Below are 24,676 nucleotides of genomic sequence, written 5' to 3' on the forward strand. Positions count from 1 at the left end.
GTGCTGTAACCTTGTTGCAAAAACGCCGCTGAGAGTCAGCGGCGTGGGTAGGTATTTATCAATTTAAACAGCTTGAAACTGATGCTCATCGCTCTCGACGTGTTTCAACGCCGCTTTGAGAGCCTCGTAGCGGAACCTGTAGGTGTTTTCTTCAGGGACTAAATCAATAACATGGAATTTTTCTAATTGCTGACGAGTGCTTTCATTTGGACACAGAAGATAAACTTGGCAATTCGCTTCAAGAGCATCTTTAATCGCATTTTCCAGCGCTAGTCCGACAGTTACATCAATCATAGGCACATCCGTCAGGTCGAGTATCATCACTTCATAATCGGAAATACTGCTATGCTGGCGTGAGATCGCTTTTGAAACGCTAAAAATCATCGGCCCAGACAAATAGAAGAACAGCACTTTATCATTCGCTCTATCCAGTAAGCCTCGTTCACTATCCGTAAGAGGGACGTCATCTTCGTCAGCATCACTGATGGCTTTGACCTGACGCGCTTGCTCACGGCTCAAACGCTCAATGATAATGATGTTTGAAATGAAGACCCCAAGTCCAACCGCCACAATCAGGTCGACAAACACCGTCAGCAGCATCACACCATACATAATAGCCATACCGGCAAAGCTGACTTTGTGCGCGCGCTGGATGAAACTCCAGTCTAGGATGTTGAAGCCAACGTAAACGGCGATACCAGCCAAAACTGCCATTGGAATCGGCTCTGTTAGGCCACCAGCGACCAACACCACCAGCGCCAGCATTAGCGCACGAATCACACCAGACAGAGGGGAACGAGCGCCGACCTGAATGTTAGTTACAGTCCCCATGGTTGCACCAGCCCCCGGCAGTGCACCAAAAAGGCCAGAGATCATATTCGCCAAGCCTTGACCACGCAGTTCTTTATCCGAGTTATGCTCTTTACGCGTCAGTGAATCTCCGATAACGGCGGTCAACAGAGTATCAATACACCCAAGTGTTCCCAACACTAGCGCATCAATAACCATCTCGGTAAACATCGAAGCATCGATATGCGGAATCACTAGTGACGGCAAACCTGCAGGTATCTCGCCAATGCGACGGATAGCCTCAGTATCAAAGATAATAACGGATAGCAAAGTAACGGTAATTAATGCCACTAGCTGAGCCGGAACGTATTTACGGTATTTTTTCGGGAAGAAGAACAAGATCCCTAAGGTCAGCAGGCCAAGAAATAGCTCGCTAAACTTCATGTTGGCAACGGTGTCAGGGAGCGCGGATAAGGTTCCTAATACACCACCTGAAGGAGCAGCATGACCAAGTAGTGGAGATAGCTGTAGGATAATCAGGATGACGCCGATTCCTGACATAAAGCCAGAAATCACGCTATACGGCATCAAGGTAACATACTTTCCGAGCTTCAATGTTCCAAGTAATATCTGAAACGCACCGGCCATCATCACAACCGTGAACGTCATCGCCATCCCTGTCTCAGGATATTTGGCCATCATACTGGTAAGGACGGCTGTCATTATCACCGTCATTGGACCTGTAGGCTCGGAAATCAGCGAATTGGAACCACCAAATAAAGAGGCAAACAATCCGACCAAGATAGCGCCCCATAAGCCAGCTTCAGCGCCAGCACCAGAGGCAACACCAAACGCCAATGCCAATGGCAGAGAAATGATCGCGGTGGTGACACCACCAAAGACATCCCCTTTTATATTGATATCTTCAAAACGACTTCCAAACACAATTCAGCCCCACTGCTTAATTAATGCTACTTTGATACTCGGTAATGAGAGCTACTCATAAAATAGACGGCCTTCCGAATAACCCCACCAAAAGTAGTTAATTTGGGCAAACATTGACGCCATCTTCTGAGAAACACCATCGAAAATTAAATTCTAGCAAATACCCTAGGTCAAAGTTAGTGCCATTCTAGTTCCAACAGGCACACGTTATAACTCTTTGTTAGGTTCGCTACTAAGTTTATGGTTTTTAACGATAGAACACGTCAGATGAGTACCTTTTTACACAGTTTTGACAGGAACGAAATTGTAACATTGTGTATAGTAGCGAAAGAATTGTTAAGGATTGATTGTAAGATGCCGGAAATAAAACAGCTTTTTGAAAACAACTCAAAGTGGTCTGAATCCATTAAGGCTGAACGACCAGAGTACTTTGCAAAACTTGAAGAAGGCCAGAACCCTGGATTCCTTTGGATCGGTTGCTCTGACAGCCGAGTGCCTGCTGAGCGCCTAACCGGCCTGTATTCAGGCGAGCTATTCGTTCACCGAAATGTCGCAAACCAAGTTGTCCATACGGATCTGAACTGTTTATCTGTTGTTCAGTATGCAGTGGATGTACTGAAAGTAAAACACATCATCATCTGCGGTCACTATGGCTGTGGAGGAGTGAACGCAGCAATCGATAACCCTCAGTTAGGGCTGATCAATAACTGGCTGCTGCACATTCGTGATAACTACCTCAAATACAAAACAGAAATCGAGTCGTTGCCACGTGAGCAGTGGGGCGACAAACTGTGCGAAATTAACGTTGCTGAACAGGTATACAACCTTGGCAACTCAACGATTTTGCAGGGAGCTTGGGAACGCGGCCAGGAGATTCAAATCCACGGGGTTGTTTACGGTATCGGCAATGGCAAGCTGCAAGATTTAGGTGTGCGATGCTCAAGTAGAGAAACGTTAGAAAGCAGTCATCAGGAAGCCTTAGATAAAATCCTATCTTCACCTGTACTAGGTTAGATAACAAAAGACCCGCACAAGGCGGGTCTTTTTACATTCGTATTAGATGGCTTCCATTTATTCCTGAGGAACCACTTTACCAATGTAAGGTAGGTGACGGTATTTCTGCGCGTAATCAATACCCACACCAACAACAAACTCATCTGGGATAGCAAAGCCAACCCAATCGACCGGAACTTCCACCTCACGACGAGACGGCTTATCAAGCAGAGTACAAATCGCAATTGACTTAGGTTCACGCAGAGTCAGGATCTCTTTGATTTTATTTAACGTGTTGCCCGTATCAATGATGTCTTCAATGATCAGCACATCTTTGCCTTTAATGTCATCATCCAGATCTTTCAGAATGCGCACATCTCGCGAACTTTCCATCGTATTGCCGTAACTAGAAGCAGTCATGAAATCAACTTGGTGAGTCAATTCAATCTTTCGAGCCAAGTCTGCCATAAAGACAAATGAGCCACGTAGCAGGCCAACCAGCACCAAATCTTCGCTGCCTTGGTAGTGAGCGGTAATCTCTTTACCTAATTCACTTACGCGTTCCTGAACTTCTTGCTCAGAAATCATTACTTCTACTGTATGTTTCATACCAATCTCATTTTCTGCATTAGCGAATACTCACTAAATACTAGTTTATATACCGCCAGATGATTTTAAGCGCGTAGTTTAACACCACTATGCAGCAGGAGAAACGTTTGCTTGATTAAAGGCTGCAATAAACATATGCAACTACATGATCATTAGCACGGTATTAATAAAAATGATTATTAAATGAACTGAAATCGTTGACCTAATTCATATGCACCATTACACTCATTACTGCGAAAGCAATAATAAAATACTAATTAGGGCAAAAGCCCACATATACAACTCAATTGGCAAGGAAATATAACTATGGATTCTATAGCTAAGAGACCGCGTACGCGTCTTTCACCACAAAAACGTAAACAACAACTGATGGAAATCGCATTAGAGGTGTTTGCTCGTCGTGGTATTGGTCGTGGTGGTCATGCTGACATTGCAGAAATCGCTCAGGTTTCTGTTGCTACTGTTTTTAACTACTTCCCAACCCGCGAAGACTTGGTTGATGATGTACTTAACTACGTAGTTCGTCAGTTCTCAAACTTCCTATCAGATAATATCGATCTTGATATTCATGCAAAAGAAAACCTACGCAACCTAACTTCGGCAATGGTTGACCTTGTTGTCAATGACTGCCACTGGCTTAAAGTTTGGTTCGAGTGGAGTGCATCGACACGAGATGAAGTATGGCCGCTGTTTGTTACCACAAACCGCACCAACCAGCTTCTAGTTCAGAACATGTTTATCAAAGCAATCGAGCGCGGTGAAGTATGTGATGATCACGACCCAGCAGACCTAGCGACACTATTCCACGGCATCTGCTACTCACTGTTTGTGCAGGCTAACCGTACTCAAGATGATGAGTCTGTAAACCGCCTGACACAAAGCTACCTAGATATGCTTTGCATCTACAAGTAGATTAACCAGTGTCATCGTAAAGCCGGGTTCACCCGGCTTTTTTGTGTCTGCAAAAAACCTAAAATGAAAAAAGCCGCTGATTACTCAGCGGCTTTTGTTATTCAGTCTTCAGAGAAATTATTTTTTCTTTTTGACTGCTTTTTTGTTTGGAAGGTCAGTGATAGAACCTTCGAATACTTCAGCAGCTAGGCCGACAGACTCATGTAGAGTTGGGTGAGCGTGGATAGTCAGCGCGATATCTTCTGCATCACAACCCATCTCGATAGCTAGACCGATTTCACCTAGTAGTTCACCACCGTTAGTACCAACGATCGCACCACCAATAACACGGTGAGTCTCTTTGTCGAAGATAAGCTTAGTCATACCGTCTGCACAGTCAGATGCGATTGCACGACCTGATGCAGCCCAAGGGAAAGTAGCCACTTCGTACTTGATGCCTTCTTCCTTCGCTTCTTTCTCAGTCTTACCAACCCATGCAACTTCTGGCTCAGTGTAAGCGATTGAAGGAATAACTTTAGGATCGAAGTAGTGCTTCTTACCAGCAATAACTTCAGCAGCAACGTGGCCTTCATGCACACCTTTGTGCGCAAGCATTGGTTGACCAACGATATCACCGATAGCAAAGATATGAGGTACGTTTGTACGAAGCTGCTTGTCTACATTGATGAAGCCACGCTCATCAATTTCTAGACCTGCTTTCTCACCATCAATAAGTTTACCATTTGGTACACGACCGATAGCCACTAGAACTGCATCATAGCGCTCTGCTTCAGCAGGTGCTTTCTTGCCTTCCATTGACACGTAGATACCGTCTTCTTTCGCTTCAACTGCTGTCACTTTCGTTTCTAGCATTAGGTTGAACTTGTTCTTCACACGCTTAGTGTAAACTTTAACGATATCTTTATCTGCCGCAGGGATAACCTGGTCGAACATCTCAACAACGTCAACTTTAGAACCTAATGACTGGTAAACTGTACCCATTTCTAGACCGATGATACCACCGCCCATGATAAGTAGTTTTCCAGGAACTTCTTTCAGCTCTAGAGCATCAGTAGAGTCCCAAATACGTGGGTCTTCATGTGGGATGAATGGCAGTTTGATAGGACGAGAACCCGCAGCAACGATAGCGTTATCGAAGTTTACTGTTGTTGTCTCACCTTCGCCTTCAACAAGGATAGAGTTAGGGCCAGTAAATTTGCCGTAACCGTTAACAACAGTCACATTACGCATCTTAGCCATACCGCTAAGACCGCCAGTCAGTTGATTAACAACTTTCTCTTTCCAGATACGAATTTTGCTGATGTCAGTTTGCGGCTCACCGAACACAACGCCGTGATCTGCCATAGCTTTCGCTTCTTCAATTACTTTAGATACGTGAAGAAGTGCTTTAGATGGGATACAACCCACGTTTAGACATACACCGCCAAGAGTGCTATAGCGCTCGATTAGTACAGTTTCAAGACCTAAGTCTGCACAACGGAAGGCAGCGGAGTAACCAGCAGGACCAGAACCAAGTACAACAACTTGGGCTTTAATTTCTTTGCTCATTTTGACCTCTTGTAGTCATTATCCCTAACAGGCTGAGTGGGTATTGATTCTTTTGTTTAAGAGTGGTTGGTTTTAAACAGTTATTTTCAGACCGCCAACAGTTTACAGAGATGTTAATGGTGTGAAAAGCAATTCCATTTAGCCTGTGAGCTAGCCAACAATTAAGTAAGGAAAACGTTCTCCTTCACCCAATTGTCAGATGTTTCTATTAACAGAGGCGGCTAAAAAGGCCGCCTCTCAATCATCTCAGTTCAATTAAAGAACCAGACGACGGATATCTGATAGTGCACCGTTTAGGAAGGTAATGAAGCGCGCACCTTCAGCACCATCGATCACACGGTGGTCGTATGATAGAGACAGTGGAAGCTGTAGGCGAGGTTCGAATTCTTTACCGTTCCATACAGGTTTCATTTCAGACTTAGACACGCCAAGGATGCCGACTTCTGGTGCGTTTACAATTGGCGTGAACGCAGTACCGCCGATGCCACCTAGGCTTGAGATAGTGAAACAGCCACCTTGCATGTCAGCCGCAGTTAGCTTACCTGCACGTGCTTTCTTAGAAACAGCCATTAGCTCTTCAGATAGCTCGTAGATGCCTTTCTTGTTCACGTCTTTAAAGACAGGAACAACTAGACCGTTTGGCGTATCTACTGCGATACCGATGTTCACGTATTTCTTCAGAATGATGCTTTCGCCATCTTCAGACAGAGAAGAGTTGAACGCTGGGAACGCTTCAAGCGCTTTAGCAGCAGCTTTCATGATGAACACAAGTGGTGTGATCTTCATGCCCGTGTCTTTCTTCGCTTCGATAGCGTTCTGCTCTTTACGGAACGCTTCTAGCTCAGTGATATCAGCGTTGTCCCACTGTGTAACGTGAGGGATCATCACCCAGTTACGGTGTAGGTTTGCACCCGAGATCTTCTTGATCTTAGAAAGCTTCTGAACTTCAGTTTCACCGAACTTGCTGAAATCAACTTTCGGCCATGGTAGTAGACCAAGCGCTGCGCCATCGCCTTTACCAGATGCTGCTGCACCTGCGCCAGACTCAAGACGCTTAAGTGCGTCTTTCACGTAGGCTTGAACGTCTTCTTTCAGGATACGACTCTTACGGCCAGAACCTTTAACTTTGGACAGGTTAACACCAAACTCACGCGCTAGACGGCGAACAACTGGAGATGCGTGTGCGTACTCGTTGTTCTCTTGGAAATCGCCAGTCGTTGCTGGAGCTGCTGCCGCTGGAGCTTCTGCTTTAGGAGCTGCTGCAGGTGCCGCCGCTTGAGCTGGAGCCGCTGCAGGAGCAGGTGCTGCACCCGCCACTTCGAAGACCATGATTAGTGAGCCAGTAGACACTTTGTCGCCAGCTGCAATCTTGATTTCTTTAACCGTACCCGCAAATGGTGCTGGAACTTCCATTGAAGCTTTGTCGCCTTCAACAGTGATTAGAGATTGCTCTTCTTCCACTGTATCGCCAACTGCAACCATGATTTCAGTCACTTCAACTTCATCGCCACCGATATCTGGAACGTTCACTTCTTTCGCTGCAGACGCCGCTGGAGCCGCTGCTACTGGAGCTTCTGCTGCAACAGGTGCCGCTGGAGCGCCAGAGCCTGCTGTTTCGAATACCATGATAAGTGAGCCAGTCGATACTTTATCGCCTGCTGCAACTTTGATCTCTTTCAGCGTACCAGCAAATGGTGCTGGTACTTCCATAGATGCTTTATCGCCTTCTACAGTGATTAGAGATTGCTCTTCTTCGATGCTGTCGCCAACTGCAACCATGATTTCAGTGACTTCAACTTCATCGCCACCGATATCTGGAACGTGAACTTCTTTCAGTTCTGCCGCTGCTGCTGGAGCTGGAGCCGCTGCTGGAGCCGCTTCTGCTGCAGGAGCAGGTGCAGCAGCTGCTGCACCCTCGGCTTCGAAAATCATGATTAGAGAACCAGTAGAAACTGAGTCACCTTCAGCAACTTTGATTTCTTTAACGATACCCGCTTGAGATGCAGGAACTTCCATAGAAGCTTTATCGCCTTCAACTGTGATCAGAGACTGCTCTTCTTCAACCTTGTCGCCAACGCTTACAAGAATTTCAGTAACTTCAACCTCATCCGCACCGATGTCTGGTACATTAATTTCGATTGCCATTTCTTATTTACCTTCTCAATTAAGCGTATAGCGGGTTAGTTTTTTCTGTGTCGATGTCGAACTTAGCAATCGCTTCTACGACTACTGACTTCTCAACATCACCACGCTTAGCCAGTTCACTTAGCGCTGCTACAACAACGTAACCTGCGTTCACTTCGAAGTGACGACGTAGGTTTTCGCGGCTGTCTGAACGACCAAAGCCATCAGTACCCAGTACTTTATAAGACTCAGAAGGCATGAACGCACGAACTTGTTCGGCGTAGTTCTTCATGTAGTCAGTCGCTGCGATTGCTGGCTCGCTGCCCATCACTTCTGCGATGTAAGGCACTTTTGCGTCAGCTTCTGGGTGTAGCATGTTGTCACGCTCTACCGCTTGGCCGTCGCGAGTCAGTTCGTTGAATGACGTTACAGAGAACACGTCAGACGCGATGCCGTACTCTTCGCTTAGGATAGTCGCTGCTTTACGTACTTCGTTCATGATAGTACCAGAGCCCATTAGCTGAACTTTAGACTTGTCACCTGCGTAAGACTCAAGCTTGTAGATACCCTTACGGATGCCTTCTTCAGCGCCTTCTGGCATTGCTGGCATTGCGTAGTTTTCGTTCATTACCGTTAGGTAGTAGAACACGTTCTCTTGGTTCTCACCGTACATGCGACGGATACCGTCTTGCATGATTACCGCAACTTCGTACGCGAATGTTGGGTCGTAAGAGATACAGTTAGGAACTGTGTTCGCCATGATGTGTGAGTGACCGTCTTCGTGCTGTAGACCTTCACCGTTTAGCGTTGTACGACCAGCAGTAGCACCTAGTAGGAAGCCACGAGCTTGTTGGTCACCCGCCATCCATGCCATATCGCCTACACGTTGGAAACCAAACATTGAGTAGTAGATGTAGAATGGAATCATTGGCAGATCATTGGTGCTGTAAGATGTCGCAGCAGCAACCCAAGAAGCCATTGAGCCTAGCTCGTTGATACCTTCTTGTAGAACCTGACCAGATGTCGCTTCTTTGTAGTAAGAAACGATGCCTTTATCTTCTGGCGTGTATTCCTGACCGTGCGGGTTGTAGATACCGATCTGACGGAATAGGCCTTCCATACCAAACGTACGTGCTTCGTCACAGATGATAGGAACGATGTTCTTACCAATGTTCTTGTTCTTAAGCAGGATGTTAAGCGTACGTACATAAGCCATAGTTGTAGAGATATCACGCTTCTGCTCGCTTAGTAGCGGCGCGAATTCTTCTAGCTCAGGTACTTTAAATTCTTGAGTAAAGTTAGGCAGACGCTGTGGCGTGTAACCTTTTAGCTCTTTACGACGAGCGTGTAGGTATTCGTATTCCGCAGAACCTTCTTCAAGTTTCAGGTACGGAAGTTCTTTAACCGCTTCGTCAGTTAGGATGTCTTGAAGACCTAGACGATCACGTAGGTGTAATACGTGAGTCATGTCCATCTTCTTAACTTGGTGCGCGATGTTCTTACCTTCAGCCGCTTCACCCATGCCGTAGCCTTTAACAGTCTTCGCTAGGATTACTGTTGGACGACCTTTAGTCTCTGCCGCGTTTTTGTATGCTGCGTACAGTTTAGAAGACTCGTGACCACCACGCTTAAGTGCGAAGATTTCGTCGTCTGTCATGTCTGCAACTAGTGCAGCTGTCTCTGGGTATTTACCAAAGAAGTGCTCACGTACGTATGCGCCATCTTTAGATTTAAATGTTTGGTAGTCACCATCTACAGTTTCGTTCATTAGCTGTAGAAGCTTGCCAGACGTATCTTTAGCAAGTAGTGCATCCCAGTTGCTACCCCAGATGACTTTAACAACGTTCCAGCCAGCACCTTTGAATAGGCCTTCTAGCTCTTGGATGATGCTACCGTTACCCATTACAGGGCCGTCTAGACGCTGTAGGTTACAGTTAACTAGGAAACATAGGTTGTCTAGTTTCTCACGCGCAGCGAAAGATAGTGAACCACGTGATTCTGGCTCATCCATCTCACCGTCACCTAGGAACGCGTATACGCGTTGAGCTGTCGTATCTTTCAGACCACGACCGTCAAGGTACTTGAGGAAACGCGCTTGGTAGATCGCAGAGATTGGGCCTAGACCCATAGATACCGTTGGGAACTGCCAGAACTCAGGCATCAGTTTAGGGTGCGGGTATGATGGGATACCTTTGCCGTCTACTTCTTGACGGAAGTTGTCTAGCTGCTCTTCAGTTAGACGACCTTCAACGAATGCACGAGAGTAGATACCTGGTGAGATGTGACCTTGGTAGTACACTAGATCGCCACCGTCCGTCTCATTTGGAGCGCGGAAGAAGTGGTTGAAACATACTTCGTAGAATGCAGCAGAAGACTGGAAAGACGCCATGTGGCCGCCTAGCTCTAGGTCTTTCTTAGATGCACGTAGAACGATCATGATTGCGTTCCAGCGGATGATGGAACGAATACGGCGCTCAAGTGTTGTGTCACCTGGGTAAGCTGGTTCTTGATCTGCAGGAATCGTGTTGATGTAGTTGGTTGTGATTCCAGTTGGCATGTCAACACCGTCTAGACGTGCTTTGTCCAGAACTTGCTCTAGTAGGAACTGAGCACGCTCTACACCTTCTTCACGTACAACTGACTCAAGGGCTTGTAGCCATTCTTGAGTTTCCAGTGCGTCTACGTCATGCTTCATATCAGACATGGCGATCTATCCTTCTGTTGGTTGGATCTACTTATTTAAGTAACGCTCTTACGAGTCGTTACCCTGCTGAATTCGACGCAAAGATCGCTCACGGCGAGACTCTTCACGACTCAAATCCAACAATGTTTCTTCAATATAAGCTAAGTGTGAGTGCGACATTTCACGCGCCTTTTCTGGCTGACCAGAAACGATCGCATCAACGATATTAGCTCGGTGTTTACTTACTTTTTCCACCACTTCATCGCGGCGGTGTAAGAGCTTAAGATTTTGAAGGACGTTTTGCTCCAGCAAAGGGGCCAAACTGCGAACAATATGAAGCAGGACAACGTTGTGCGCCGCTTCAGTCAAAGCGATCAAAAACTGCATGACTGCAGCCGCTTCCGCTTCGACGTTTTTCTTCGTTTGCTCTTCGCTGATGTTTTTCAGGCAAGCCTGAATACGGGCAAAGTCCTCATCGGTGCCACGAACTGCTGCAAAATAAGCAGAGATACCTTCCATCGCATGGCGCGTTTCCAGTAAATCCAGCTGTGTTTCCGAATGGCTAGACAATAAATTTAGCAGAGGATCTGAAAAACTCGTCCAGATATTCTCGCTAACAAATGTGCCACCACCCTGGCGACGAGTAAGAAGACGTTTAGCTTCGAGGCGTTGAATTGCTTCACGGATTGAAGGACGAGACACATCAAACTGCTTTGCCAGTTCTCGCTCTGGTGGCAACTGCTGCCCCGGAGACAATGTTCCTTCCACAATCAGCCGTTCTAACTCTTGTTCAATTACATCAGAGAGTTTTGGCTGACGAATCCTTTGATAAGCCATAGTTGTTGTTCTTCTACTCTTTGCAGTCAATTGGTATTACCAATTTTAAGTTGGCGACGAAATTAACATAATTAAAACGCAAGTTCCAGTCAAAAATTGACCCACATCATAGAACAAGCCATGCATCAACACTTTGATAACATTAGCTGATTAAAACAGCAATCAAATTGGTCAGACCAATTACAAAATATAAACAGATGGGAATAAATCGTGCTAGCAATCACACTTTAATTGGTCAGTTTTAAAAAAATATGAACGGAATATGTCGTGAAAAGATGGGAAGTTGCGGGATGCGGGATGCGGGATGCGGGATGCGGGATGCGGGATGCGGGATGCGGGATGCGGGATGCGGGATGCGGGATTATTCTATCCCCTTAGTGAAAAGTGCCGTCAACCACTTCCGATAAACCTACGGCACCTTACTCTAAAAGGACAAAGCACTGTCTTCCCTTCAAATTAGAATGCATTAGGGCGTAATTCGTTCTCAACTCCCATTCGGTAAGACGAACCTGTTCCCGCTTCCAGCAACAAAGCGCTCCCGTTATTCACAGAGCGCTGTCCAGGCCTTTATTTCGCTTCGATATGGTCAATCATCAATTGTAACGACTGATTACCTCGGAACTCGTTGATATCAAGCTTGTAAGCCAAACGTACGGTTTTCACTGACGCATCTGGCCAGCGACGCAGATCGACATTAAAAGCAATCCCATCAATCATGATGTTGGTCGGGTGACCTTTATGTAAAGGCTCCAGCATCAGCTTCAGGTGTTTATCTCCCACCAGCTTCTGATGCAGTACTTTAAACTCACCATCAAACAAGGGCTCTGGAAACGCTTGCCCCCATGGTCCACCAGCACGAAGCATCTCTGCGATGTGCATTGAAAACTCTTCTGGCTTCAATTCACCGTCAGACAAAATCACACCTTTGAGTACGGCGTCGTCCAACTCTTGTTTCACAGCCTCATCAAACAACTGAGCAAATCGTTCGAAGTCTTTTTCCATAATCGTCAGGCCAGCCGCCATGGCGTGACCACCAAACTTGAGGATCAGACCGGGATTTTGAGTATCAATACGATCGAGAGTGTCACGCATATGCAGGCCTGGTATCGAACGGCATGAGCCCTTAATGCTCCCTTCACCACCATCCGCGAAGGCAATCACAGGACGATGAAACTTCTCTTTGATTCGAGATGCTAAAATGCCAATCACACCTTGGTGCCAGTCACGTTGAAAGAGCACCAATCCATGAGGCATATCCTTGTCACCAAACTGAAGACGCTCACAAAAAGCCATCGCTTCCTGCTTCATACCTTCTTCAATTTCTTTACGCGTTTGGTTCAGACCATCCAGCTCACTCGCCATACGACGTGCAGCATGGATGTTGTTAGCCATCAAAAGCTCAACGCCAAACGACATATCATCCAAACGACCAGCTGCGTTGATACGCGGACCTAGTGCAAAACCGAAATCGGCAGCGACCAATCGACGCGCATCTCGCTTTGCGACTTCAATCAATGCTTGAATACCAGGTCGTGCTTTGCCGGCACGAATACGCTGCAGGCCTTGGTGAACCAGAATGCGATTGTTTTCATCTAGTGGTACAACGTCAGCAACAGTACCCAAAGCAACCAAATCAATTAGCTCCATCAGTTTTGGTTCAGCCATGCCCTGCTCGGCAAACCATCCGTGCTTTCTCATATGAACACACAACGCCATCATGAGATAAAACGCCACTCCCACGCCAGCCAACGCTTTCGAAGGAAAAGCGCACTCTTCGAGATTTGGGTTGACCATCGCATCGACGTTAGGTAATTCATGGCCCGGCAGGTGGTGGTCAGTAACTAATACCTTTAGCCCTTGCTCCTTGGCGTATCGCACACCATCAATTGAAGAGACACCATTATCGACCGTCATGATCACTTCAGCGCCAATTTCAATCGCCTGATCAACGACTTCTGGGCTAAGGCCATAACCATCTTCAAAACGATTCGGCACCAAATAATCGACGTTATTGGAACCTAGCATTCGTAATGCAATCACCGACAAGGCCGAACTGGTTGCCCCATCGGCGTCGAAATCTCCGACAACGATAATGCGTTTATTACCCTGAATGGCTTCAAATAGCAGCTCGACCGCGGCGTCAATACCGTGCAGTTTTTGATAAGAGTGCAATGCACGCGCCGTCGTTTCTAACTGCTGGGCACTGGTGATACCGCGTGAGATATAAATGCGCTTAAGAAGTGGAGCAATGTCGGTGGAAAGCAGACTGAGATCAACCTCAGGCCGGCGTTGGATTTCGATCATAGATTGGATTGAGCCTTGTTCTTGGGCAGGACGCCTGATTAGCGAACAAGTTAACAGATGAGAATCTTATATCAAACTAATTCATGACATAGGATTCTCATCACAGGGTCGCTTCTCAGGCGCTCAAAACGTGAGTCTGGAGGTTGAGTTACGATTTTTGTGTTTGTTGTAGGCGTTGCAGCATCTGTTCTGGTGGTAAATAGCCACCAACCATTTCACCGTTTGGTAGGAAAATCGCTGGCGTACCGCTGATACCTAACTCACGTCCAAGAGCATAATGCTCTTTGATGATTTCCTGATACTTGGCGAAGTCTTTGCTCTTCTCAGGGAATTCACGTTTTACCTTGCCATTATGCATGGCTGCTTGAGGATCATCTGAACCCCAAATCGTTGCCATTTGATCCGCAACAGAACCCGTTGCTCCCTGGCGTGGGTAAGCCATGTAACGAATAGTAATACCCAAGTCGTTGTAGTCTTTCATTTGGCTATGAAGACGTACACAGTAACCACAAGTAATATCCGTGAAGACAGTGATAACGTACTTCTCGTCTTTGGCCTTAAACTCGATCATGCTGTCTTTGAAGGTTTCAATTTTAGCCGCATTGATCGGTGCCTGACGTTTCGCCAGCACATCTTCATACTGACCATTACCATCAAGCTTATAAAGTGTGCCCGCTAAAAAGTATTCACCGTCTGGCGAAGCGAAAAGAATTCCGCCACTGGTCTGCACTTCGACTAAACCATCGATCTCTGCAGGAGCGACTTGTTTCACTTCTAGTCCTAGCTTGCCAAAACGCTCTTCAAGCTGAGCTTTATCAAATTTTACTTCCGCTGCAGATACTGCCTGTGCTGCCACAAGCAGCGGTAACGTAAGTAGAGTCATTCGGCGTAGTACGCTCATTCAATTCACCTTATTTTTAATATGATAAGAGATAATTCCTTATGCTCTTGGATGATGTTCACTGTGTAGCTGTTTTAGCCGTTCTGTCGCTACATGAGTATAAATTTGTGTCGTCGACAAGTCGCTGTGCCCGAGTAACATCTGCACTACGCGCAGGTCGGCGCCGTAGTTGAGCAAGTGCGTCGCAAAAGCATGGCGCAATACGTGAGGCGATAACATTTCGGTATCGATACCAGCCAAAACCGCATAGTGCTTAATACGGTACCAGAATGTCTGTCGAGTCATCTGGCGTGCTCGTTTACTCGGAAAGACGACATCAGATGTAGTTTCCCCAAGTAACTCAGACCTGCCTTGTTGGATAAAAGTTTCAATCCAATCAACTGCATTTTCACCCATTGGTACCAAACGCTCTTTACCGCCCTTACCTGTAACACGAACAACGCCCTGACGAAGGCTGACGTTTTCCATCGTCAAGCTGACCAATTCGGTCACACGCAAGCCTGTCGCATAGAGTAATTCCAACATGGCTTTATCACGCAGTTCCATCGCATCGTTTGGATCCGGCGCATTCAGCAGCGCTTCAACCTGCTCTTCGCTCAGGTCTTTGGGTAGCCTCTTAGGTAACTTAGGGCTGACCAATAAAGCACTAGGATCATCCGCTCGCACTTTTTCTCGATGCAGATACTGAAATAAGCGACGAATTGCAGACAGCATACGGGCTCGTGAGGTCTGCTTGTATCCCTGATCCATTAACCAACTTTGGTAGTCCTGTAAACCAGACAGGCTAATAAAATCGAGCCTGTAGTTATTTTCAGTCATCCACTGAAGTAGTTTGGATAGATCATTGCGATAAGATGCCAGCGTATTTTCCGACAACCCTCGCTCCAACCACATCGCATCCAGGAACTGCTCCACCATCCCCTGATCGGCCGACATCACTTCTGACACAGTAATCCTCAACTTTATGATATGCGCTCAATGTAAGTGCCACGCAGCAATAAAGCCATTAAAATTGCCATTCGATATGGATATTCGCTGCAAAGCTCGCCATTTTGTGTTTAGAATTCGCTATTGATTCAAAATAATGAAAAAGAAAGTGATGAAAATTGGTCTGTTTTACGGTTCTACGACTTGCTACACAGAAATGGCAGCGGAGAAAATGCGTACCATCATAGGTGAAGAACTGGTGGATATCCGCAATGTCAAAGAAACGCCTCTGGCAGAGATGGCTGATTATGACTTTCTGATTTTAGGCATTTCAACTTGGGATTTCGGCGAAATTCAAGAAGACTGGAATGAGATATGGGATCAAATCGATGGCGTATCACTAAATGGCAAGACCGTCGCATTGTTCGGCTTAGGCGATCAAGAAGGCTATGGCGAATGGTATCTGGATGCAATGGGCATGTTGCACGACGAACTGAAGAAGACAGGCGCTAACCTGATTGGTTACTGGCCAAACGACGAAAGCTACGAGTTTGAAGCATCAAAGGCGCTGACGGAAGATGGCAGCCAATTTGTCGGCCTCGCTCTAGACGAAGATTCTCAGTATGAGTTAAGCGACGAGCGCATTGCGACTTGGATTGAACAAGTCTTAGTGGAATATCAGGAAACGCTATAAAAGCGGGATGCGGGAACGGGCTTCGCTCTTCAGATAAGTGGATAAACTAAACTTGCCCACTTTAATTGGGGGCTCAACTCCAGTTTTCCTGCAGCTCGTTCCCGAAGGACGAAGTTCGTTGTTATTGCTAAGAACGTAGCGCGTTTCGATACCTCACCCAATCAAACACCAAACCCGGATCAGTTTTGCGCAATGGGGCAATATATTGATGACCTGTGATTCTGGGTAAGGTGATTTTAGGGTACTGACGTTGTATCGATTGTGTCAGTTCACTGAGGGCTTGATATTGCTCATCGGTATACGCGATGTAATCACAACCTTCCAATTCAATACCAATTGAGTAGTCGTTGCACTTTTCTCGCCCCGCAAAACTTGATACACCCGCATGCCACGCTCTTGCTGTAAACGGCACAAACTGCACCACTTCACCATCACGCCTTATCAGACAATGCGCAGAAACGCCCATCTGATGAATAACCTTAAAAAACGGATGTTCTTCAGCATTCAGTTGCCCAGTAAAAAACTGCTCGATGTATGGCCCGCCGAATTGGCCTGGTGGCAAGCTGATGTTATGTACCACCAGCAAGGAGATATCTGTTACATCGGTTCGTTGATCAAAAAAGGGAGACGGAACATGTCTGGCACCTTGATACCAACCGCTTTCATCAATCATGTTTGTCTCCTTTTGCTTACTAAGCTCTTGATTTTAGACTTTCAATGGTGAAATACCAGAATAATGGCTGAATTTCCCTCGCAGTCATCGTATCATGCGCACCTTATGTTCAACTGCCTATTAGATTTGCAATGAAAGAAACCCACAATAGCCAAGAACGTCTTGAATATTTGAAGCAGCATTTACCTCTGGAAATCTCTCGCTCCGTTACCGAAACCATAAAAGAAGATCTCGGTGGTACTTTAGATCCAGCCGCTGATATCACCGCAAGTCTAATCCCCGCTGATGCTCACAACGAAGCCACCATCATTACCCGTGAACACGGCGTATTTTGTGGTCAAGCATGGGCTGATGAGGTGTTCAAGCAACTGGGTGGTGAAGTAAAGATTGAATGGCACGTGCAAGATGGCGATGCAGTTGAACCTAATCAGGTACTTTGTCACCTTTCTGGTCCTTCACGCGCGTTACTAACCGGCGAACGTAATGCGATGAACTTTATCCAAACCCTATCAGGTTGTGCCACTATTACTGCAGAGTACGCAAAGCACCTCGAAGGCACAAATTGCCGACTGCTGGATACCCGCAAAACCATCCCAGGCCTACGTAGCGCACTAAAGTACGCTGTTGCGTGTGGCGGTGGTTTCAATCACCGTATCGGTGTTTTCGATGCCTATCTAATTAAAGAAAATCACATTATTGCCAACGGCGGCATCGCTCAAACGATTAAGAACGCTAAGCAGTTGAATCCGGGTAAACCTGTTGAAGTTGAAACAGAAAGCTTAGAAGAACTGACTGAGGCCATTGAGGCCGGGGCTGACATCATCATGCTTGATAACTTCACTACCGACATGATGCGTGAAGCGGTAAGAATTAATGCTGGTCGCGCTGCGCTAGAAAACTCAGGTAATGTCACTCTAGAAACCCTGCGTGAATACGCTGAAACGGGGGTCGACTACATTTCTGTTGGCGCTCTCACCAAGCACGTCAAAGCCATGGACTTGTCGATGCGCTTTAAATAGTCCGATGAAATAGAGAAAAAGGGAGGCGATGCCTCTCTTTTTTCGTTTTGAAAGCCGTCCCTCTCCCAAGCATAAAGTGTCTCAGATCGACTTCACGTGAAACTCGCATGTGAAATACTAACTAATCACCACTTACCTACTCGACTCCCCACTTCACCAAAGTATTCTCAATCTTTCTCTAACAATTACTCTTCAGCGACTCAAATCGAACAGCGTTGGAGAGCAACATGACTTTATCCAGAGTCAATACATCAAGAGGATTTACCCTGATAGAACTAATGATCGTTGTAGCGATCATCGGCATATTGTCTGCTTTTGCCGTACCTGCCTACCAAAACTACACCATGCGTGCCCACGCAAGCGATATGCTAAGTGCCACTTCTTCAATGAAGACAGCTGTGGGGATATGCTTGTCAAATAATGCTTTAACCGCTAGCTGCACTTCGGGCAGTAACGGCATACCCTCTCAGCAAAATTTCAACGGTTTCTACGTTTCAGCTCAGGTAAGCGGAGCTATCAGCATCATCAAAGCCGCGTTGTCTGGAGCGAAAGGATCACTGCCGAGTAACGCCAGCGTAAGTCTGACTCCTGATGCTTCCAACAGCGGGCTATCGTGGACTGTCAGTTGCAGCGGTACAGACAGCCAAAACTGGTGCCCGAGTCACTAGCCATGAGTGAACTGCCCTTCTTGCTGAAAAAAGCCAATAAAATTACTGAAGAACAAGCCCTGCAAGCAATATCAGCTATAGAAACCCGACAAATTGAGGCGTATTCTGCTCTGCTAGAGATTAGTGACCTGACATCCAAACAGCTGACAGCAGCTATCAGTGAACTCTATGCTCTCCCTATCTTGTCGTTAGATGACTTCGATTATCGAACTTGTTGCGAGCAGCTCGGCATTGGCGACTTAATTCGCAGCCACACGGCACTGCCACTAGAAGTAGAGCGACAACATCTTACTCTAGCGCTCGCCGATCCTTCCATTTCCGAGATAGAACAAGAATTTCATTTTGCAACTGGCCTAGCAATCAAACTCGTATTGGCCGAGTTACCGACTTTAGCCCGTGCGATAAACAACCTATATGGAGCTCAAAGCGCCAGTGACTCTTTAGGCTACAAAGAGCTTAGCGCCCTAGACCTTGAACAGTTAGTCGAAGCTGAAGAACATGAATTAATAGACAGTGAGGATCTCAATCACGATAGCTCGCCAATCAGTCGCTATATCCAGCAGATACTGCTGGATGCCGTACGTAAGCAAGCTTCTGATATCCATTTTGAACCTCATGAATCATGGTTTCGCGTCAGGTTTCGTTGTGATGGCTTGCTTGTTGAAGTGCAGCGACCTCCTCAGCACTTATGCCAAAGGTTAACCGCCAGACTCAAAATCCTCGCTAAGCTGGACATCGCCGAGCGCAGACTCCCGCAAGATGGCCGTATCACTCTCAATGTGACTCAAACTGATTCTATCGACATACGTGTATCGACTCTGCCCACCATATGGGGTGAAAAAATTGTCCTTAGATTGCTCGACAACAGAATGACCAGCTTTGACTTAAGCAGCCTTGGCTACAATCACATTCAAAACGAAAGCTATCGTCAGGCGCTGACCAAGCCTCAGGGACTCATTCTAATCACTGGCCCCACGGGAAGCGGTAAGACTCTGTCTTTATACAGTGGACTTAACATCATCAATCAGAATGAGATCAACATCGCGACGGCAGAAGATCCCGTAGAGATTCACCTAACTGGAATCAATCAGGTGCAAATTCAACCTCAAATCGGCTTTGATTTCGCTCAGGCACTCAGAGCCTTTCTACGTCAGGATCCCGATGTGGTTATGGTGGGTGAAATTCGCGATCGAGAAACTGCCGAGATAACCACCAAAGCGGCTCAAACAGGCCATTTAGTCCTTTCAACACTCCATACCAACTCAGCAGCAGAAGCTATTCTTCGCCTCCAGAATATGGGAATAGAAGCTTTCAACCTTGCTGCTTCTCTTAGCCTCATCATTGCCCAGCGTTTAGTCAGATGCCTATGCACTCAATGCAAGCGCCCTACGAGAGCCCGGACAGGTCAATATGAGGCTTCTTCTGAAGGTTGTCAGGACTGCAACCAAGGCTACTCAGGACGAACTGGTATTTATGAAGTACTCACAGTGACACCTGAAATTGCGCAAGCTATTAACGACGGCGCCACAGCTCACCAGATTGAGGACTTAGCGATACAACAAGGCATGCAAACATTACCGCATTCGGGCTTAGAAAAGCTGTCCCAAGGTATCACTAGCCAGGCAGAACTGCAGCGAGTGCTAATTTAGTAACCCGTATGAAAGCCGAAGACTCTCATTTCAAAGCCAAATTGAGACTGTATAAATGGCAAGGTATCAACACATCAGGTGTTCGAGTTAGAGGGAAAATGCTGGCAATATGTGAGGCGCAGGTGATTGACCAACTTAATGAGCACAACGTTCAAGTACGTCTCATTCAGCATCGTTCTCCTTCCAGCTATCAGCGAATGAATCACCGCATAAAAGCCAGTGACATAACCCGATTCACTCGTCAATGGTCAACTATGCTGATGTCCGGCTTGAACATTACTACATCGCTCAAACTGATTGCGAAAAACACTCATTGCGCTGAAATGACATCCGTCCTGTGGCTTATTCAGCAACAGCTCCAATCTGGTCAATCTGTTTCGCAGTCGCTCAAGCAATCATCTCGATATTTTGATTGTCTTTACCTAGATATTGTTCGAGTGGGAGAACAGACAGGTCGCCTTTCCGAATCTCTGGAACGGATTGCGAGCTATCGAGAAAAGTCAGAACAGCTCAAGGCCAAAGTTCTGCGTGCTGCTATATACCCCAGCATAGTGGTCATGACGGCGTTAATTGTCGCATTCTTAATGCTCACCCAAGTTATTCCTGAATTTGAGAGCATGTTTGGCGGATACGGGGCACAGCTGCCTTGGTTCACTCAGCAAGTGCTGGCTTTATCTCAGACAACGCAACATCACAGCATCCATCTCACGACAGGCATTCTTCTCGCAGCCCTGAGCATTACGCTTGGTTATCGCTGTTCGAGTCGCTTTCGCTTTTGGCTTGATGAAATCCAAACCCACTTACCGATTGTTGGCAATGTGCTAGTGAAAGCTTCATTAGCTCGCTTCAGTCATACGCTTGCTATTAGCCTAAACTCTGGATTACCCATCATTTCAAGCTTAAATATCGCGGCACGTACCACTGATAACCGTCACTATCAGCGAATCATCGAACAAGTCACACAGCAGGTAAGCACTGGAGTTGCATTGAATGCGGCAATGCGTAGGTCAGGCAATATTCCCGAGCTTCTATTGCAAATGATCATTATAGGGGAAGAATCCGGTCAACTTGACAAGATGCTCAACCAAATCGCCAATCAATATGAAGCAGAGGTTGAGTCTGTCATCGAGAATCTGGGCAAAGCTATCGAGCCCATGCTCATCCTGCTACTTGGCGGGTTGGTGGGAAGTTTGGTGATCGCTATGTATCTGCCTATCTTTAACTTAATGAACATTATGGGATAGTATATCCGCCATAACTCAAATACGACGTGCACAACCAGCTGAATCATTTATGGATCTGTTTAACTATTACCCGTGGTTGTTTCCCACACTTGCCACTATTTTTGGCCTGATCATTGGCAGTTTTCTCAACGTAGTAATCCACCGTTTACCACAAATGATGGAGCGAGAGTGGCGACGCGAGTGTGCTGAAAGCTTCCCAGAATACGGTATCGCTCCTCCACACGGTACCTATAACCTCAGTATTCCTCGCTCCACCTGCCCAAGCTGTAAAACGCAAATCCGTAATCTCGACAATATCCCGGTTATTAGCTGGCTACTTTTGCGTGGTAAATGTCGTGCCTGTCAGGCCAAAATTAGCCCTCGCTATCCGTTGGTTGAGTTGCTGTCAGGTGCAATGAGCTTTGCTATTGCTTATCAGTTTGAACTGAGCGCTTTTGCCATCGCCCTGCTATTTTTTACCTTCGTCCTGATTGCGGCAACATTCATTGATTTTGATACCATGCTGCTGCCAGACCAGCTTACCTTTCCGCTAATTTGGTCAGGTATTGCTCTTGCCTTATTAGACTTCAGCCCGGTTTCCCTGCAAGATTCTGTTATTGGGGCTATGGCGGGTTATTTATGTTTCTGGTCTGTCTACTGGGGCTTCAAGTTACCCACTGGTAAAGAAGGCATGGGCTATGGAGATTTCAAACTTCTTGCCGCACTAGGCGCTTGGTTAGGTTGGCAGTACTTGCCTGTTATCGTGTTACTTTCCTCATTAGTAGGCCTAGTCTTTGGCATTATTCAACTGCGACTACAAAAGCAAGGTATAGATAAAGCTTTTCCATTCGGCCCTTATCTCGCTATTGCGGGATGGGTCAGTGCCATGTGGGGAGAGAACATCATAAATTGGTACTTCACACAAATCTTGGGGATCTGATATGCCTTTTGTTGTCGGATTGACTGGCGGCATTGCCAGTGGAAAAACCACCGTAGCAAACCTTTTTCAATGCCAATTTGGCATTGAGATTGTTGACGCTGATGTCGTGGCTAGGGAAGTGGTTGAACCCGGAAGTGAAGGCTTAAAAGCCATTGAGGAGCGTTGGGGGTCAGGTATCTTATTACATGACGGAACATTAAACCGAGCTAAGCTTAGAGAAGTCATCTTTGCTAATGAAGAGGAAAAAGCTTGGATCAATGGATTGCTTCACCCCATGATTCGCGAAAAAATGCAGGCTGATATCGCGAAGGTTACATCACCCTACGGTTTGTTGGTGATTCCGTTAATGGTCGAAAACAACCTGCAAAGCTTGGCAGATAGAGTCTTGGTAGTTGATGTAGACAAACAAACCCAAATGCGGAGAACAGTGGAAAGAGACGGTGTTCCACTGGAGCAAGTGGAGTCAATCTTAGCTGCGCAAGCTAGTCGTACACAACGGCTGGCGATCGCAGATGATGTGATTAAAAATAATGCAACAAACCAAGAACTTTTGCCTCAAATCACAGAATTACATCAAAAGTACCTAGAAATATGTAGGGAAAATCGGTGAGAATAAAGGAAGAAGAATCTAAGGCCGCATGTAATGACAACGCACTTTTTTGAACATCCATTAAATGAGAAAACTCGCATATATCTACGCGTAGAAGCTTTGCTGAATCAGTTAAGTGTTTCTTCTCAATTTAGTGATGACATGCAGCACTTGTTGTTCTTTCGTTCCTTGTTTGATCTATTAGAAATCTTCGAGCAAATACAGTTAAAAAGTGAACTGGCTAAAGACATTGAGAAACAGCGCTTAACCTATCGCTCATGGCTTGATGTCGAAGGGGTCGATCAGGACATGCTAAGTAACATCCTGGCTGAAGTCGATAATGTGCACAGTAAGTTGATGGCTGCAGAACGTTTTGGTCAAAGCCTGAAAGAAGATCGTTTTCTCAGTGCTATACGTCAAAGGTTCAACTTACCCGGCGGATCATGCTGCTTTGACCTACCAGCTTTACACCATTGGCTTCACTTACCTGTAGAGCAGAAAACCAGAGACACCAACCTCTGGCTGGATACACTTCAGCCCCTGACAGATGCACTCAAACTTTGGTTGCGCCTAACTCGTGAAACAGGCCACTTCCAACCACAAGAAGCCGCCGCTGGTTTCTACCAAAGTGATGCAGAGGATGCCAATATTCTACGCCTCGAAATTCCAATGCAATACGGTGTGTTCCCTATGATTTCCGGCCATAAAAACCGTTTTGCGATTAAATTCATCAACTTTGCTTCAGGACAAGCTTCCGTTGATAACATTCAATTCCGTCTGGCAGTATGTAGCTAACTGAGATAGCGCTATACTCGACCAGAGTTCAACATTTTCAGAGATAATCTCATGTCCAAAATTACCATCGTACCTTGCCCAAAATGCGGTACAGACGTCGAGTGGGGAGAACAAAGCCCTTACCGTCCATTCTGCAGTAAACAATGCCAAATGATCGACTTTGGTGAATGGGCCGATGAAGAGAACAGTATTCCAGGCGCACCGGATATGTCCGATTCTGATGGATGGTCTGAGGAGCAATATTAACTGAGGCGTGTCATTTACTCAGGCATAGAGGGCTGATGTGAGAACATCGGCTCTTTTATTATCTAATGTAACGCTCAGGTTGATTTATAAAGCTACTTTTAGCTCAGGACGTAGATATCTTTCTGTCTAGAGTTTGGCTATAAAACAAGCGCCGATAGCAACGGCAGAAAGGAAGTTATAAGCAGCGAATAAAAAAGCGGAGGCCTAAGGGCCTCCGCTAATACTATGAGAACGCTAGTTATAGCATTACTTCTTAGCAAGCTTCTCTTTAATACGAGCTGACTTACCAGAACGCTCACGTAGGTAGTACAGTTTGGCACGACGTACTGCACCGCGGCGTTTAACTTCAATGCTATCAACCATTGGAGAGTGAGTTTGGAACGTACGCTCTACACCTTCACCGTTAGAAATCTTACGTACAGTGAATGCAGAATGTAGACCACGGTTACGAACACCGATTACAACGCCTTCAAAAGCCTGTAGACGCTCACGGTCACCTTCTTTTACCTTAACTTGAACAACAACTGTGTCACCAGGTGCAAAGTTAGGTAGGTCTTTTTTCATTTGCTCTTCTTCAAGAGCCTTGATGATGTTACTCATTTTCAATA

Annotated in this window: 22 protein-coding genes; 11 read left to right on the forward strand and 11 right to left on the reverse strand. The window is 46.2% G+C overall.

Annotation, left to right across the window (positions count from 1 at the left end):
* Positions 1–63 precede the first annotated feature (63 nt).
* Positions 64–1,734, reverse strand: coding sequence for a SulP family inorganic anion transporter (locus QMA41_RS14915; protein WP_021457058.1), 1,671 nt, complete (start codon positions 1,732–1,734; stop codon positions 64–66).
* 354 nt (positions 1,735–2,088) lie between these two features.
* Here QMA41_RS14915 and can point away from each other — a divergent pair, with 354 nt between their 5' ends.
* Entirely contained in the window at positions 2,089–2,748 is a 660-nt protein-coding gene (gene can, locus QMA41_RS14920; protein ID WP_006958120.1) for a carbonate dehydratase, read from the forward strand.
* 57 nt (positions 2,749–2,805) lie between these two features.
* On the opposite strand, the gene hpt is transcribed toward can, so the two are convergent.
* Positions 2,806–3,336 carry a hypoxanthine phosphoribosyltransferase gene (gene hpt / locus QMA41_RS14925; RefSeq protein WP_006958121.1) on the reverse strand — a complete coding sequence of 177 codons (531 nt, stop codon included), beginning with the start codon at positions 3,334–3,336 and terminating at the stop codon, positions 2,806–2,808.
* 306 nt (positions 3,337–3,642) lie between these two features.
* Here hpt and QMA41_RS14930 point away from each other — a divergent pair, with 306 nt between their 5' ends.
* Positions 3,643–4,248, forward strand: coding sequence for a LuxR/HapR/OpaR family quorum-sensing transcriptional regulator (locus QMA41_RS14930; RefSeq protein WP_006958122.1), 606 nt, complete (start codon positions 3,643–3,645; stop codon positions 4,246–4,248).
* Positions 4,249–4,365: 117 nt separating this feature from the next.
* Here the strand turns inward: QMA41_RS14930 and lpdA are convergent, their stop codons facing one another.
* From lpdA to xerD, 7 genes are all read right to left on the reverse strand, one after another.
* A complete protein-coding gene (lpdA, locus tag QMA41_RS14935; RefSeq protein ID WP_006958123.1) occupies positions 4,366–5,796 on the reverse strand; it encodes a dihydrolipoyl dehydrogenase in 1,431 nt (476 codons plus the stop codon).
* 255 nt (positions 5,797–6,051) lie between these two features.
* Positions 6,052–7,941 (reverse strand): pyruvate dehydrogenase complex dihydrolipoyllysine-residue acetyltransferase, encoded by a 1,890-nt coding sequence (aceF, locus tag QMA41_RS14940; protein WP_172844807.1) that lies wholly within the window; start codon positions 7,939–7,941, stop codon positions 6,052–6,054.
* A gap of 19 nt (positions 7,942–7,960) precedes the next feature.
* Positions 7,961–10,624 carry a pyruvate dehydrogenase (acetyl-transferring), homodimeric type gene (gene aceE, locus QMA41_RS14945; protein ID WP_021457056.1) on the reverse strand — a complete coding sequence of 888 codons (2,664 nt, stop codon included), beginning with the start codon at positions 10,622–10,624 and terminating at the stop codon, positions 7,961–7,963.
* Positions 10,625–10,672: 48 nt separating this feature from the next.
* A complete protein-coding gene (gene pdhR / locus QMA41_RS14950) occupies positions 10,673–11,440 on the reverse strand; it encodes a pyruvate dehydrogenase complex transcriptional repressor PdhR (RefSeq protein ID WP_006958126.1) in 768 nt (255 codons plus the stop codon).
* Between the two features lie 567 nt (positions 11,441–12,007).
* Positions 12,008–13,744, reverse strand: a complete 1,737-nt coding sequence (gene recJ, locus QMA41_RS14955; protein WP_281630062.1) for a single-stranded-DNA-specific exonuclease RecJ — start codon at positions 13,742–13,744, stop codon at positions 12,008–12,010.
* A 148-nt stretch (positions 13,745–13,892) separates the two neighbouring features.
* Positions 13,893–14,645 (reverse strand): thioredoxin fold domain-containing protein, encoded by a 753-nt coding sequence (locus QMA41_RS14960; RefSeq protein ID WP_281630063.1) that lies wholly within the window; start codon positions 14,643–14,645, stop codon positions 13,893–13,895.
* A gap of 39 nt (positions 14,646–14,684) precedes the next feature.
* On the reverse strand, positions 14,685–15,581 hold the full coding sequence (gene xerD, locus QMA41_RS14965; protein ID WP_129542214.1) for a site-specific tyrosine recombinase XerD: 897 nt from the start codon (positions 15,579–15,581) through the stop codon (positions 14,685–14,687).
* Between the two features lie 163 nt (positions 15,582–15,744).
* Here xerD and fldB point away from each other — a divergent pair, with 163 nt between their 5' ends.
* Positions 15,745–16,266 carry a flavodoxin FldB gene (gene fldB, locus QMA41_RS14970; protein ID WP_281630098.1) on the forward strand — a complete coding sequence of 174 codons (522 nt, stop codon included), beginning with the start codon at positions 15,745–15,747 and terminating at the stop codon, positions 16,264–16,266.
* 127 nt (positions 16,267–16,393) lie between these two features.
* On the opposite strand, the gene ampD is transcribed toward fldB, so the two are convergent.
* Positions 16,394–16,939 (reverse strand): 1,6-anhydro-N-acetylmuramyl-L-alanine amidase AmpD, encoded by a 546-nt coding sequence (gene ampD, locus QMA41_RS14975; protein WP_281630064.1) that lies wholly within the window; start codon positions 16,937–16,939, stop codon positions 16,394–16,396.
* Positions 16,940–17,070: 131 nt separating this feature from the next.
* Here ampD and nadC point away from each other — a divergent pair, with 131 nt between their 5' ends.
* The 8 genes from nadC (at position 17,071) to yacG (ending at position 24,068) form a co-directional block, all read left to right on the forward strand.
* On the forward strand, positions 17,071–17,958 hold the full coding sequence (nadC, locus tag QMA41_RS14980) for a carboxylating nicotinate-nucleotide diphosphorylase (protein ID WP_038163308.1): 888 nt from the start codon (positions 17,071–17,073) through the stop codon (positions 17,956–17,958).
* A 227-nt stretch (positions 17,959–18,185) separates the two neighbouring features.
* On the forward strand, positions 18,186–18,626 hold the full coding sequence (locus QMA41_RS14985) for a prepilin-type N-terminal cleavage/methylation domain-containing protein (RefSeq protein WP_281630065.1): 441 nt from the start codon (positions 18,186–18,188) through the stop codon (positions 18,624–18,626).
* A 2-nt stretch (positions 18,627–18,628) separates the two neighbouring features.
* Positions 18,629–20,275 (forward strand): type IV-A pilus assembly ATPase PilB, encoded by a 1,647-nt coding sequence (pilB, locus tag QMA41_RS14990; RefSeq protein ID WP_281630099.1) that lies wholly within the window; start codon positions 18,629–18,631, stop codon positions 20,273–20,275.
* Positions 20,276–20,283: 8 nt separating this feature from the next.
* Positions 20,284–21,519: a type II secretion system F family protein gene (locus QMA41_RS14995; RefSeq protein WP_281630066.1), complete on the forward strand. Its 1,236-nt coding sequence runs from the start codon at positions 20,284–20,286 to the stop codon at positions 21,517–21,519.
* Between the two features lie 49 nt (positions 21,520–21,568).
* A complete protein-coding gene (locus QMA41_RS15000; protein ID WP_281630067.1) occupies positions 21,569–22,438 on the forward strand; it encodes an A24 family peptidase in 870 nt (289 codons plus the stop codon).
* 1 nt (position 22,439) lies between these two features.
* Positions 22,440–23,048, forward strand: coding sequence for a dephospho-CoA kinase (gene coaE / locus QMA41_RS15005; protein WP_281630068.1), 609 nt, complete (start codon positions 22,440–22,442; stop codon positions 23,046–23,048).
* A 33-nt stretch (positions 23,049–23,081) separates the two neighbouring features.
* Positions 23,082–23,822 carry a cell division protein ZapD gene (gene zapD, locus QMA41_RS15010; RefSeq protein ID WP_006958141.1) on the forward strand — a complete coding sequence of 247 codons (741 nt, stop codon included), beginning with the start codon at positions 23,082–23,084 and terminating at the stop codon, positions 23,820–23,822.
* 51 nt (positions 23,823–23,873) lie between these two features.
* Positions 23,874–24,068 carry a DNA gyrase inhibitor YacG gene (gene yacG, locus QMA41_RS15015; RefSeq protein WP_019277521.1) on the forward strand — a complete coding sequence of 65 codons (195 nt, stop codon included), beginning with the start codon at positions 23,874–23,876 and terminating at the stop codon, positions 24,066–24,068.
* 246 nt (positions 24,069–24,314) lie between these two features.
* On the opposite strand, the gene rplS is transcribed toward yacG, so the two are convergent.
* A complete protein-coding gene (gene rplS, locus QMA41_RS15020) occupies positions 24,315–24,668 on the reverse strand; it encodes a 50S ribosomal protein L19 (protein ID WP_006958143.1) in 354 nt (117 codons plus the stop codon).
* Positions 24,669–24,676: the final 8 nt, after the last annotated feature.

This window comes from Vibrio sp. St2 (assembly GCF_947311885.1).
Lineage (GTDB): Bacteria > Pseudomonadota > Gammaproteobacteria > Enterobacterales > Vibrionaceae > Vibrio > Vibrio coralliilyticus.